The organism is Burkholderiales bacterium, from assembly GCA_015075645.1.
GTDB lineage: Bacteria > Pseudomonadota > Gammaproteobacteria > Burkholderiales > Casimicrobiaceae > VBCG01.
In genome coordinates this window covers 1-11,893 of record JABTUF010000010.1, presented here as the reverse complement: position 1 = coordinate 11,893, position 11,893 = coordinate 1, and the positions used below count along the sequence as shown (strand labels likewise).

At 70.5% G+C, this 11,893-nt stretch carries 12 protein-coding genes; 6 read left to right on the top strand and 6 right to left on the bottom strand.

The annotated features are described in order from the left end of the window. Window positions 1–17 precede the first annotated feature (17 nt). The 5 genes from infB to pnp all read left to right on the top strand — a co-directional run bounded on the left by infB (window position 18) and on the right by pnp (window position 6,737). The gene (gene infB / locus HS109_20370) at window positions 18–2,711 is read left to right on the top strand and encodes a translation initiation factor IF-2 (protein MBE7524703.1); all 2,694 of its coding nucleotides are present in this window, start codon (window positions 18–20) and stop codon (window positions 2,709–2,711) included. Between the two features lie 55 nt (window positions 2,712–2,766). Beyond that, window positions 2,767–3,138 carry a 30S ribosome-binding factor RbfA gene (rbfA, locus tag HS109_20365; GenBank protein MBE7524702.1) on the top strand — a complete coding sequence of 124 codons (372 nt, stop codon included), beginning with the start codon at window positions 2,767–2,769 and terminating at the stop codon, window positions 3,136–3,138. Next, window positions 3,135–4,031, top strand: coding sequence for a tRNA pseudouridine(55) synthase TruB (truB, locus tag HS109_20360; GenBank protein ID MBE7524701.1), 897 nt, complete (start codon window positions 3,135–3,137; stop codon window positions 4,029–4,031). Before rbfA ends, truB begins: the two co-directional genes overlap by 4 nt. Window positions 4,032–4,218: 187 nt before the next feature. Next, the gene (gene rpsO, locus HS109_20355) at window positions 4,219–4,488 is read left to right on the top strand and encodes a 30S ribosomal protein S15 (protein ID MBE7524700.1); all 270 of its coding nucleotides are present in this window, start codon (window positions 4,219–4,221) and stop codon (window positions 4,486–4,488) included. Between the two features lie 128 nt (window positions 4,489–4,616). Beyond that, window positions 4,617–6,737, top strand: coding sequence for a polyribonucleotide nucleotidyltransferase (gene pnp, locus HS109_20350; GenBank protein MBE7524699.1), 2,121 nt, complete (start codon window positions 4,617–4,619; stop codon window positions 6,735–6,737). Between the two features lie 202 nt (window positions 6,738–6,939). Here the strand turns inward: pnp and HS109_20345 are convergent, their stop codons facing one another. From HS109_20345 to HS109_20320, 6 genes are all read right to left on the bottom strand, one after another. Continuing rightward, window positions 6,940–7,671 carry an SIMPL domain-containing protein gene (locus HS109_20345; protein MBE7524698.1) on the bottom strand — a complete coding sequence of 244 codons (732 nt, stop codon included), beginning with the start codon at window positions 7,669–7,671 and terminating at the stop codon, window positions 6,940–6,942. After that, complete coding sequence (gene nudB, locus HS109_20340; protein MBE7524697.1) at window positions 7,668–8,198, bottom strand: dihydroneopterin triphosphate diphosphatase; 531 nt, start codon at window positions 8,196–8,198, stop codon at window positions 7,668–7,670. The genes HS109_20345 and nudB overlap by 4 nt, the downstream gene beginning before the upstream one ends. Further along, window positions 8,191–8,583 (bottom strand): barstar family protein, encoded by a 393-nt coding sequence (locus HS109_20335; protein MBE7524696.1) that lies wholly within the window; start codon window positions 8,581–8,583, stop codon window positions 8,191–8,193. The genes nudB and HS109_20335 overlap by 8 nt, the downstream gene beginning before the upstream one ends. Beyond that, entirely contained in the window at window positions 8,580–8,963 is a 384-nt protein-coding gene (locus tag HS109_20330) for a ribonuclease (GenBank protein ID MBE7524695.1), read from the bottom strand. The genes HS109_20335 and HS109_20330 overlap by 4 nt, the downstream gene beginning before the upstream one ends. A 43-nt stretch (window positions 8,964–9,006) precedes the next feature. Then, a complete protein-coding gene (gene aspS, locus HS109_20325; protein MBE7524694.1) occupies window positions 9,007–10,794 on the bottom strand; it encodes an aspartate--tRNA ligase in 1,788 nt (595 codons plus the stop codon). 100 nt (window positions 10,795–10,894) lie between these two features. Then, window positions 10,895–11,557 (bottom strand): DUF502 domain-containing protein, encoded by a 663-nt coding sequence (locus tag HS109_20320; protein MBE7524693.1) that lies wholly within the window; start codon window positions 11,555–11,557, stop codon window positions 10,895–10,897. Window positions 11,558–11,679: 122 nt separating this feature from the next. Between HS109_20320 and HS109_20315 the strand changes: the two genes are divergently transcribed. Then, window positions 11,680–11,893, top strand: a 214-nt coding sequence (locus HS109_20315; GenBank protein ID MBE7524692.1) for a hypothetical protein, incomplete at its 3' end; no start/stop codon positions are given.

Genomic DNA, 11,893 nt, shown 5'->3' with positions numbered 1-11,893 from the left:
ACGGCGAGGAGGCAAGGATGGCCCAGACGACGATCGAACAATTCGCCACGGAGCTCAAGATGCCGGCGGGCGCGCTCATCGAGCAGCTCGCCGCCGCGGGCGTCTCGGCGAAGCGAGCCGGCGACAACCTGACCGAGCAGGACAAGACGCGCCTGCTCGACTACCTGCGCAAGCAGCACGGCGCCGCCGGCGAGCCCAAGAAGCGCATTACGCTCACGCGCAAGCAGACCTCCGAGATCCGCGCTCCCGACGCGTCGGGCAAGGCGCGCACGATCCAGGTCGAGGTGCGCAAGAAGCGCGTGCTGGTGCGCCGCGACGAGAACGAGGCCGGGCCCGCGGTCGAGGAGGCGTCGCCGCCGGTCGCCGAGGAGGTTCCGGTCGCCGAGGTCGCGCCGGTCGAGGCGCCGGTGGTGGTCGAGCCGGTGGTCGAGGCGCCCGCGCCCGAGGCCGAGCCGGAGCCGGAAGCCGCCGCTCCGCCGCCGGCGGTGGCGCCGCTCGCGCCCACCTCGGTGCTCTCCGCCGCGGAGATCGCAGCGCGCGAGGCCGAGTCGAAGAAGCAGCAGGCGCTGTTCGCGCGCCAGCAGGAGGACCTGAAGCGCAAGCAGGAGGAGGCCGAGCGTCGCAAGGCGAAGGCCGAGGAAGCGGCGCGGGTCGCGGCGGAAGCCGCGGCGAAGGCCGCCGCGGAAGCCGAGGCGAAGGCGAAGGCGCCGGCGACGGTGAAGAAGGAAGGCACGCTGCACCGTCCGGCCGGCAAGCCCGGCGATCGGCGCGACAAGCCGGCGAAGAAGTCGACCGGACCGGTGTTCTCCGAGGAGGCCGCGCGCAAGCGCGCGCTGAAGCTTCGCGGCGGCGACGCGGCGGCGACGCCGGCGGGCGCCGGCTGGCGCCAGCCCAAGGTCGGCGCGCGCCATCGCGACGAGGACGGTGGCGAGGGCGCCGCGCCCGCGGCGCCGGTCGTCCGCGAGATCGCGGTGCCCGAGACGATCACGGTCGCGGATCTCGCGCACCGGATGTCGGTCAAGGCCGCCGAACTCATCAAGGTGCTCATGAAGATGGGCATGATGGTGACGATCAACCAGGTGCTCGACCAGGAGACCGCGCTGATCGTCGCGGCCGAGATGGGGCACAAGGCGACGGCCGCGAAGCTCGACGATCCGGACGCGCTGCTCGCCGAGTCGCAGCAGGGCGAGGTGGTCGACGCCGAACCGCGTCCGCCGGTCGTCACCGTCATGGGCCATGTCGACCACGGCAAGACCTCGCTCCTCGACATGATCCGCCGCGCGCGCGTGGCTTCCGGCGAGGCCGGCGGCATCACGCAGCACATCGGCGCCTACCACGTGGAGACGGCGAAGGGCGTGGTGACCTTCCTCGACACGCCCGGCCACGAGGCGTTCACGGCGATGCGCGCGCGGGGCGCGAAGGTGACGGACATCGTCGTGCTGGTCGTCGCGGCCGACGACGGCGTGATGCCGCAGACGCGCGAGGCGATCGCCCACGCGAAGGCGGGCAACGTGCCGCTGGTCGTCGCGATCAACAAGATCGACAAGGGCGACGCCAATCCCGAGCGCGTCAAGCAGGAACTCGTCGCCGAGAGCGTCGTGCCGGAGGAGTTCGGCGGCGACGTCCAGTTCATCCCGGTGTCGGCGAAGACCGGGCAGGGGATCGACGCGCTGCTCGACGCGATCCTGCTGCAGGCCGAGGTGCTGGAGTTGAAGGCGCCGAAGAACGCGCCGGCGCGCGGCATCGTCATCGAATCGCGGCTCGACAAGGGCCGCGGCCCGGTCGCGACGGTGCTGGTGCACGCCGGCACGCTGAAGCGCGGCGACGTCGTGCTTGCGGGAGCGGTGTTCGGCCGCGTGCGCGCGATGACCGACGAGAACGGCAAGCCGGTGACCGAGGCCGGGCCGGCGATCCCGGTCGAGATCCAGGGCCTGTCGGACGTGCCGCTCGCCGGCGAGGACGTGATCGCGCTCGGCGACGAGCGCAAGGCGCGCGAGATCGCGCTGTTCCGCCAGGGCAAGTTCCGCGACGTCAAGCTCGCGAAGCAGCAGGCCGCGAAGCTCGAGAACATGTTCGACCAGATGGGCGAGGGCGCCGCGAAGACGCTGCCGCTCATCATCAAGGCGGACGTGCAGGGCAGCTACGAGGGCCTGTCGCAGGCGCTGACCAAGCTCTCGACCGACGAGGTGAAGGTCAGCATCGTGCACGCGGGCGTCGGCGGCATCACCGAGTCGGACATCAATCTCGCGCTCGCCTCGAAGGCGGTGATCGTCGGGTTCAATGTCCGCGCGGATGCGCAGGCGCGCAAGCTCGCCGAGGGCGCGGGGGTCCAGATCCGCTACTACGACATCATCTACGACGCGGTCGACGACGTGAAGGCGGCGCTCTCGGGAATGCTTGCGCCGGAGCAGAAGGAGAACCGGCTCGGACTGATCGAGGTCCGCGAGGTCTTCCGCATCAGCAAGGTCGGCACCGTCGCGGGCTGCATGGTCGTCGAGGGCCTCGTGCGCCGCGGCTCGAAGATCCGTGTGCTGCGCGACAACGTCGTGATCCACGACGGAGAGCTCGATTCGCTCAAGCGCTTCAAGGACGACGTGCGCGAGGTCAAGGCGGGCTTCGAGTGCGGCCTGTCGGTGCGCGGCTACAACGACATCCAGAAGGCCGACCAGCTCGAGAGCTACGAGATCGTCGAGGTGACGCGCACGCTCTGACGCTTGCCGCGGGGAGCCGGCCGGGCGCCCGGACCGGCCCCGCGCCTCGCCTGCCATGTCGAAACGCCGCACGCCCCGCTCCGCCCGCATCGGCGACGAGATCCAGCGCGAGCTGATGGCGCTCCTGCGCGACGAGGTCAAGGACCCGCGCGTCGGCCGCGTGACGGTGACGCATGTCGAGGTCACGTCCGACCTGTCGCACGCGAAGGTGCTCGTGACCGATCTCGCCGGCCGCGACCACGCCGCCGAGACGGTCGCCGCACTCTCCCGCACCGCCGGATTCCTGCGCAGCGAACTCGCGCGCCGGCTCTCCCTCTACACGGTGCCGCAGCTCGCGTTCGTCTACGACGACTCGATCGAGGCGGGGATGGAGCTCTCGCGGCTCATCGACCGCGCGCTCGCCGAGGACCGCAAGCGCGGCTCGTGACGGCGCGCGTTCCACGCCGTCGCGTCGACGGCGTCCTGCTCGTCGACAAGCCCGCCGGGCTCACGTCGAACGCGGCGCTGCAATGCGCGAAGCGCCTCTACCGCGCGCAGAAGGCGGGCCACACCGGCACGCTCGACCCGCTCGCCACCGGCCTGTTGCCGATCGCGTTCGGCGAGGCGACGAAGCTCGCCCACGCGCTGCTCGACGCTCCCAAGCGCTACGAGGCGGTCGTGCGTTTCGGCGCGGCCACCGACACCGGCGACGCGGAAGGCGCGATCGTGCGCACGGCGGGGGTGCCGCAGGATCGGGCGGTGATCGACGCGCTGCTGCCCCGTTTCACCGGCACGATCCGCCAGACGCCGCCGAGGCACGCCGCCCTCAAGCACCAGGGACGCGCCTACTACGACTGGACCCGCGCCGGCGTCGAAGTCCCGCGGACCGCGCGCGAGGTCGTGATCCACGCGTTCGCGATCCGCGATTGGCAGTCTCCCGATCTCACCGTCGAGGTCGCATGCAGCAAGGGCACCTACATCCGGGTGCTCGCCGAGGACCTGGGCGACGCGGCGGACTCGTGCGCCCATCTGGCTGCGCTGCGCCGCACGGCGACCGGCGGATTCGCCGTCTCCTCGGCGGTCGCGCTCGAACGACTCGAGGCGATGACGGAGGCGGAGCGCGACACACTGCTGCTTCCCCCCGACGTGCTGGTCGGTTCGCTGCCGCGCGTCGACCTGCAGGGTCCCGACGCGGCACGGTTCAGCCACGGTGGCGCTGCGCCCGCACCCCGCGCTTCCGACGGGCGGGTGGCGGTCTTCGCCGGCTCGACGCTCCTCGGTCTCGCTGACGTGCGCTCGGGCTGGGCGCACCCGGCCCGCGTGCTGGTGCCGGGTGCGTGAGTGGTTGAAATTCCAGTAGTTTTCGTGCTAGAATCCACGATTCCGCCGCTTGGGCACAAACGCGCATTGGCGCCGCCCGGGCGGGGAGTGCACCACCCCGTACGGGCGTCGCGCCTGGGATCCTGCCCGGGCCGGCTGCACGAATTGTCCACGGCCCGCCGAGGGCCCTTAAGTCAGGATCGAAACCATGTCCGTCACCACCGCCGACAAGGCGAAGGTCATCGCGGAGAACCAGCGCGCCAAGGGCGACACCGGTTCTCCCGAAGTCCAGATCGCGCTCCTCACCGCCCGCATCAACGGGCTCACCGATCATTTCAAGGACCACGTCAAGGACCACCATTCGCGCCGCGGGCTGCTGCGCATGGTGTCGCGCCGGCGCAAGCTCCTCGACTACCTGAAGCGCCGGAACGCCGACGGCTACAAGACGTTGATCGAGAAGCTCGGGCTGCGCAAGTGAGCGCGGCAGGCTTCACGCCGGTGCGCATCGCTGCCGACGCCACGCTGCGGCGACCGTTCGCCGCGAGCTGAGTTTTCACCCTCGATGGCCGCGCGGTACGCGGCCATCGTCGTTTCGGGACCCCATCCATGTTCAAGCACGTCAAGAAATCGATCCAATACGGCCGCCACACGCTCACCATCGAAACCGGCGAGATCGCCCGTCAGGCGGGCGGCGCCGCGCTCGTGAGCCTCGACGACTCGGTCGTCCTCGTGACCGCGGTGGCCGCGAAGTCGCCGAAGCCGGGCCAGAACTTCTTCCCGCTGACCGTCGACTACCAGGAGAAGACCTTCGCCGCGGGCAAGATCCCCGGCGGCTTCTTCCGTCGCGAGGGGCGCCCATCGGAGAAGGAGACGCTGACCTCGCGTCTCATCGACCGGCCGATCCGGCCGCTGTTCCCGGACGGCTTCTACAACGACGTGCAGATCATCGCCACCGTGGTCTCGGTCAATCCGGAAGTCGATCCCGACATTCCGGCCATGATCGGCGCCTCGGCCGCGCTCGCGCTCTCGGGCATTCCGTTCAACGGCCCGATCGGCGCCGCGCGCGTGGGCTGGATCGACGGCCAGTACGTGCTCAACCCGACCAAGACCGAACTCGCCACCGGAGCGCTCGACCTCGTGGTGGCCGGCACCGAGGCGGCCGTGCTGATGGTCGAGTCCGAGGCGAAGGAACTCAGCGAGGAGGTGATGCTGGGCGCGGTCGTGTTCGGCCACCAGCAACAGCAGGCGGTCATCGACCTGATCCACGCGATCGTCGAGGAGGCCGGCAAGCCGATGTGGGACTTCACGCCGCCCGCGCGCGACGAGGCGCTGGTCGCGAAGGTCGAGGCGGCGATCGGGGCCGACATCCGCGCCGCCTACCAGATGCGCAGCAAGCAGCAGCGCTCGCAGCGGCTCAAGGAGATCGCGGCGAAGGTCGACTCCGAGGTGCTCTCGCCCGAGGCGACGCCCGACGAGCGCCGCACCGTCGGCGACCTGATGTTCGAACTCGAGGCGAAGACGGTCCGCCAGCAGATCCTCGCCGGCGAGCCGCGCATCGACGGCCGCGACACGCGCACCGTGCGTCCGATCGCGATCCGCACCGGCGTCCTGCCGCGCACGCACGGCTCCGCGCTGTTCACGCGCGGCGAGACGCAGGCGCTCGTCGTCGCGACGCTCGGCACCGCGCGCGACGAGCAGATCGTCGACGCGCTGATGGGCGAGTACCGCGAGCGCTTCATGCTCCACTACAACATGCCGCCCTACGCGACCGGCGAGACCGGCCGCGTCGGCAGCCCGAAGCGGCGCGAGATCGGCCATGGTCGCCTCGCGAAGCGCGCGCTGGCCGCCGTGATGCCCTCGGCCGAGGAGTTCGCCTACTCGATGCGCCTCGTCTCCGAGATCACCGAGAGCAACGGCAGCTCGTCGATGGCCTCGGTGTGCGGCGGCAGCCTCGCGATGATGGACGCGGGCGTGCCGACCAAGGCGCACGTCGCCGGCATCGCGATGGGCCTCATCAAGGAGGGCAACCGTTTCGCGGTGCTGACCGACATCCTCGGCGACGAGGACCACCTGGGCGACATGGACTTCAAGGTCGCGGGCACCGACCGCGGCGTGACCGCCCTGCAGATGGACATCAAGATCCAGGGCATCACGAAGGAGATCATGGCGGTCGCGCTCTCGCAGGCGCGCGAGGGCCGGATGCACATCCTCGGCATCATGCAGCAGGCGCTGCCGCACGCGCGCACCGAGATCTCGCAGCACGCGCCGCGCATGTTCACGTTCAAGATCAACCCGGAGAAGATCCGCGACGTCATCGGCAAGGGCGGCAGCGTCATCCGCGCGCTGACCGAGGAGACCGGCTGCACGATCGACATCCAGGACGACGGCACGGTGACGATCGCGTCGGTCAACGCGGACGCGTGCAACACGGCGCGCGCGCGCATCGAGCAGATCACGGCCGAGGTCGAGGTCGGCAAGATCTACGAGGGCCCGGTGCTGCGGCTGCTCGACTTCGGCGCGATCGTGCAGCTGATCCCGGGCAAGGACGGCCTGCTGCACATCTCGCAGATCGCGAAGGAGCGGGTGAACCAGGTCTCCGACTACCTGAAGGAAGGCCAGGTCATCCGGGTCAAGGTCATCGAGGCCGACGACAAGGGCCGAGTGCGCCTGTCGATGAAGGCGGCCGCGGAAGAGGACGCGCAGAAGGCCGCCGCGCCGGCGGGCTGACGTCCCCCCGAAGCGCGCGCGAGCGCGCTTCCCCCCAAGGGGGCACGGCGCCCGCGGTTCGACCACGGGGCGGCCCTTCGGGCGCGGCAGAGTTCGACCAGGGACCGGTCGGTGTCGTATCGCAAGCAGGGCGCGCCGCGCAAGCGGTGCGCCCTTTCCAATGTGCTGCCGGAGGCGTCGGAGCCCGGAAGCTGCCCCGGGTTCAGCGTCCCGCCGCCCGCGCGCCGTCGAGGATCGCCTCGCCGCTGACCGAGACGCTCACCTCGGTCGTTCCGGCTTCGAGCGGCACCGGCGCCGGCGCGGCCGCCGCCATCGCCATGTCACCGCGGGCCATCATCGGATACGGCCGCACCGGGTCGCCGGCCTGGATCGTGATGCGGCCGGCCCGCCATCCCGCGATGCCGAAGCCGTGCGCCGCCGCCTGCGCGCGCGCGCGCCACGCGGCGATCGCCTGCTCGGTGATCGCGTCCTGCGTGCGGCGCCGAAGTTCGTCCGAAACGCCGAACGAGATGCCCGACAGCAGCGCGCCGTCCTCGGCCTGCACGCGCGCGACCGCGTCGCCGATCGCCGCGAAGTCGCGGCCCTCGACCTTGATGGTCTGCACGATGCGCCAGCGCGCGGGCTTGCCCTTCTCGACCACCTGCTGCGACGTGTATCCGGATGTCGAAACCTGCGCGTCGGGCAGCGCTTTCAGCTTCGCGAGCACCCGCGCGACGCGGGCGTTCACCTCGGCGGCGGCGGCGGCCGCGCTCGGGTTCTCGGCCTCCGCGCGCAGCCACGCGTGCAGCCGGTCGTTGGGTACGGTCGTCGTCGACGAGGCGCTGACGGTCACCACCGGGACCGGGGCCGGCTGCCCGTCCTGCGCGTGCGTGACCGCGGCGGGAACGACGCACAGGAAGGCGAGCGTCTTCAGGGCGATGTTGCGTCGATTCATCGATCACTCCTCGATGCGCGCGACGGCAACGCCAGGATCGCGGCGCGGTTGGACCACGAGAACACGCGCTCCGCGGCCGTCCGCCACGGCAGCCACGCGTGCGCCAGATGCTCGCGCGGTTGGAGTCGCACCGGCACCGGACCCGGCACGCCGAGCGCGTAGACGTGCTCCGCATTGTGCGTGACGCCGGGGGCGAAGCGCGCGCGCCATTTCGGGTAGATCTCGAAGACGTTGGTCATGTGCCAGTCGCTGACGCCGCCGAACGCCGCGGCGTCGATGCCGGTCTCCTCGGCGAGTTCGCGCGTCGCCGTCGCTTCGAGCGTCTCGGCGTCCTCCCGGCTGCCGGTCACCGACTGCCAGTAGCCGGGAAAATCCGCGCGTTCGAGCAGCAGCACCTCGAGGCTCGGCGTGTAAACGAGCACCAGCGTCGAAACGGGTTGTTTGCTGCCCCGGGCGTCCGGCGCTCGCTCGGCGCGAGCGGCGGGTGCCGGGGCGGTGCCCGACGAGGGGAGCGGGCGATCAGCCAACGACGAAGACCCAGAACGGGACGTGGCGCTCCTGCCAGAACTCGCTGGCCTCTCCCAGGATCTCGACGAGCATGCGAGCGTCGGTCGGATGGTCCTTGCGGTGGGCGACCGCGTGCACCAGCACGACGGCGCGGCCGCGCTTGCCGAGCCAGTCGCGGTCCTCGAGGACGTCGGCGAGCGCATCCCAGTTGTGGCCGAAGTGTTCGGGCAACGCGAGCGCACGGTCGAGTTCGGCGAAGAGCGTCGCCTTGTCCTTCGCCTTCGCGAGGTCGACCGCCGCGAAAGCGAGCCCGGCGTGGACGGCGGCGGCCTCGAGCGGCTCGACCGCACCTTTCCAGTCGCGCAGTCCGCAGTCCTCGACCCGGGCGAGATCAGGCGCCTTCATTCGACGATCTTCCGGAACGACTGGTAGTGGTCGTCCGAATACCAGCAGGCATCGGGCTCGGTGGGCTTGCCGCCGCACACGATGCGTCTCGCGCCGCGCGTGCGCTCGCCGGGCGTGCGCACCGTGTATTCGCGGTAGTAGTCGCGGGGCTCGGCGGGCAGCAGGCGCTCGCGATTGCCGAACGCGATCCCGTCGCGCTCGTAGGGAAACGGCGGACCGCGCCGGACGTTCGCCAGCGTGTCGCGCGCCTCCTTCGGCAGCGCGGCCCTGGATACGGTGCCGTCCGAGGTCCGCGCGCAGGCGGAGGTCGCCAGGACGACGACCGCCAGCGCCGCGAAAGCGGCCGCGGAGGACCCGCGCAGCAGCGAACGGGGCGCCATGCGGAAAGTGTAGCGCACGCGCTGCCCCGGAGCGTGCCGGAACCTACGGTTTGATCGCGTCGGAGGGCCGGACCTCGATGTGCAGATCGCGCAGTTGCTGCTCGGTCGCGGCCGAAGGCGCGTCGACCAGAAGGTCCTGCCCGCGCTGTGTCTTCGGGAACGCGATCACCTCGCGGATCGATTCGGCGCCGCACATCAGGGTCGCGATGCGGTCGAGGCCGAACGCGATCCCGCCGTGCGGCGGCGCGCCGTGCGCGAGCGCGTCGAGCAGGAATCCGAACTTGCGCCGCTGGTCCTCCGGGCTGATCCGCAACGCCTCGAATACCTTCGCCTGCACCTCGGGCCGGTGGATGCGCACCGAGCCGCCGCCGATCTCCCAGCCGTTCAGCACGACGTCGTAGGCCTTGGAGAGGGCTCCGGCCGGATCGTCCTGGAAGCGGTTCTCGTGGCCGTCCTTCGGTGCGGTGAACGGATGGTGGCGCGCCGCCCACGCCCCGGTCTCGTCGTCCTGCTCGAACATCGGGAAATCGACGACCCACAGCGGCTTCCAGCGGCCTTCGGCGAGGCCGCGGTCGTGCCCGATCTTCGCGCGGAGCGCGCCGAGCGCGTCGTTCACCACCTTCGCCCTGTCCGCGCCGAAGAAGACGAGGTCGCCGTCCTTCGCGCCGGTCCTTCCGAGGACTTCGCGCAACACCGCCTCGGGCAGGAACTTCACGATCGGGGACTGCAGGCCCGCTTCGTTCGGCTTCGAGGCGTCGTTCACCTTGATGTAGGCGAGCCCCTTCGCGCCGTAGATCGCGACGAACGCCGTGTAATCGTCGATCTCCTTGCGCGTGAGCGCGCCGCCGCCGGGGACGCGAAGCGCGGCGACGCGGCCGTTCGCGAGATCCGCGGCGCCGCGGAACACCTTGAAGTCGACGCCTTTCATGAGGTCGGTGAGTTCGGTGAGCACGAGGGGAACGCGGAGGTCCGGCTTGTCCGAACCGTAGTCGCGCATCGCGTCGGCGAAGCTCATCACCGGGAACGGGTGCGGCAGCTCCTCGCCCAGCGCGTCGCGGAACATCCGGCGCACCAGGTCCTCCATGATCGGACGGATCTCGTCCTCGTCGAGGAACGAGGTCTCGATGTCGATCTGCGTGAACTCGGGCTGCCGGTCGGCACGCAGGTCCTCGTCGCGGAAGCACTTGACGACCTGGTAGTAGCGGTCGAAGCCCGCGATCATCAGCATCTGCTTGAAGAGCTGCGGCGACTGCGGCAGCGCGTAGAACTGGCCGTGGTGGATGCGCGAGGGCACGAGGAACTCGCGCGCGCCCTCCGGCGTCGACTTGTAGAGGAACGGCGTCTCGATGTCGACGAAGCCCTGTTCGTCGAGATACCGGCGCGCCGACATCGCCGCCTTGTAACGGACCATCAGGTTCCTCTGCATCGCCGGCCGCCGCAGGTCGAGCACGCGGTGCTCGAGGCGGACCGTCTCGGAGAGGTTGTCGTCGTCGAGTTGGAAGGGCGGCGTGGCCGACGCGTTCAGGATCTCGATCTCGTGCGCGAGCACCTCGATCTCGCCGGACACGAGGTTCGGGTTGACGGTGCCTTCGGGCCGCGCGCGCACGAGGCCGGTCACGCGCACGCAGAACTCGTTGCGGAGCTTCTCGGCGGTCGCGAAGGTCGCGGCGCGGTCGGGGTCGCAGACGACCTGCACGAGTCCCTCGCGGTCGCGCAGATCGACGAAGATGACGCCGCCGTGGTCGCGGCGGCGGTGGACCCAGCCGGCGATCGTCACGGCCTGGGCGAGAAAGCGGCGGTCGATGCGGCCGCAGTAGTCGGTGCGTTTCACGTCGGAACTCCGGTGTCGTTTCGTCGGGATCGGGTGCGGGGGCGGACCGGCCGCGCGCGAGGCGGCCCCGGCGGGAACGCCTCGCGTCGCGCCGGTCCGGTCAATTTCGGGAGGCGACGGGGCGGCCTGCGTCCGCGGGACGCGGTGGCGCCGACTCGGGCGGAGGCGTCCCGTTGCCCTTCGGCCCCACGACGCCCATCGAGATGATGTACTTGAGCGCCTCGTCCACCGTCATGTCGAGTTCGCGGATGCGCGAGCGCGGCAGCATCAGGAAGTAGCCGCCGGTCGGGTTCGGCGTCGTGGGCACGTACAGGCTCACGTAATCGCCCTTCAGATGGTTGCTCACGTCGCCGCCGGGGACGCCGGTGAGGAATGCGATGGTCCACATGCCCTCGCGCGGCCATTGCACCAGCAGCGCCTTGCGGAATGCCTGACCACTCGAGGAAAACAGCGTGTCGGAGATCTGCTTGACGCTCGAGTAGACCGAACTCACGACCGGGATGCGGTTCAGGACGAAATGCCATAACTGCACCAGGCGCGCGCCGATCAGGTTGGTCGCGAACAGGCCGGTCAGGAAGACGATGACCAGCGTCATGATCACGCCCATGCCGGGAATGTGGATGCCCAGCCAGGCCTCGGTGCGGAACTCCTGCGGCAAGAGCAGCAGCGACTGGTCGAGCGTGTCGACGACCAGCTTCAGCACCCAGATCGTGATGACGAGCGGGATCCAGATCAGCAGGCCGGTGATGAGGTATTTTTTCACGCGCGTCGCTCGCTTGTCGGGGAGTTGCTGGGGCGCAGCAGGCGCCGCGCCCCGACGGAGGCCCGGACCGGCGGGCCGGGGTCAGCCGCCGCGGGCCGGCGCCTCAGGGGGTCGAGACGGACGTGGTGCCCTTGCCCGCCGACCCCGAATCCGCGCCGGATTTCGACGCCGATCCGGATTCCGTTCCGGATTCCGATTTCGACCCGGGCTTCGATTCGGTCTTTGCGTCGGTCTTCGCGTCGGATTTCGATTCGCCCTTCGCGTCGGATGTCCCGCCGGCCGCCGACCCGCTCTTGCCCGAATTCCTGAAATCCGTGGCGTACCAGCCGCTGCCCT

What these genes read in the sequence shown, in the direction of transcription:
- infB (MBE7524703.1), top strand. Translation starts at nt 18, where the DNA reads ATGGCCCAGACGACGATCGAACAATTCGCCACGGAGCTCAAGATGCCG.
- rbfA (MBE7524702.1), top strand. Translation starts at nt 2,767, where the DNA reads ATGTCGAAACGCCGCACGCCCCGCTCCGCCCGCATCGGCGACGAGATC.
- rpsO (MBE7524700.1), top strand. Translation starts at nt 4,219, where the DNA reads ATGTCCGTCACCACCGCCGACAAGGCGAAGGTCATCGCGGAGAACCAG.
- pnp (MBE7524699.1), top strand. Translation starts at nt 4,617, where the DNA reads ATGTTCAAGCACGTCAAGAAATCGATCCAATACGGCCGCCACACGCTC.
- HS109_20345 (MBE7524698.1), bottom strand. Translation starts at nt 7,671, where the DNA reads ATGAATCGACGCAACATCGCCCTGAAGACGCTCGCCTTCCTGTGCGTC.
- HS109_20335 (MBE7524696.1), bottom strand. Translation starts at nt 8,583, where the DNA reads ATGAAGGCGCCTGATCTCGCCCGGGTCGAGGACTGCGGACTGCGCGAC.
- HS109_20330 (MBE7524695.1), bottom strand. Translation starts at nt 8,963, where the DNA reads ATGGCGCCCCGTTCGCTGCTGCGCGGGTCCTCCGCGGCCGCTTTCGCG.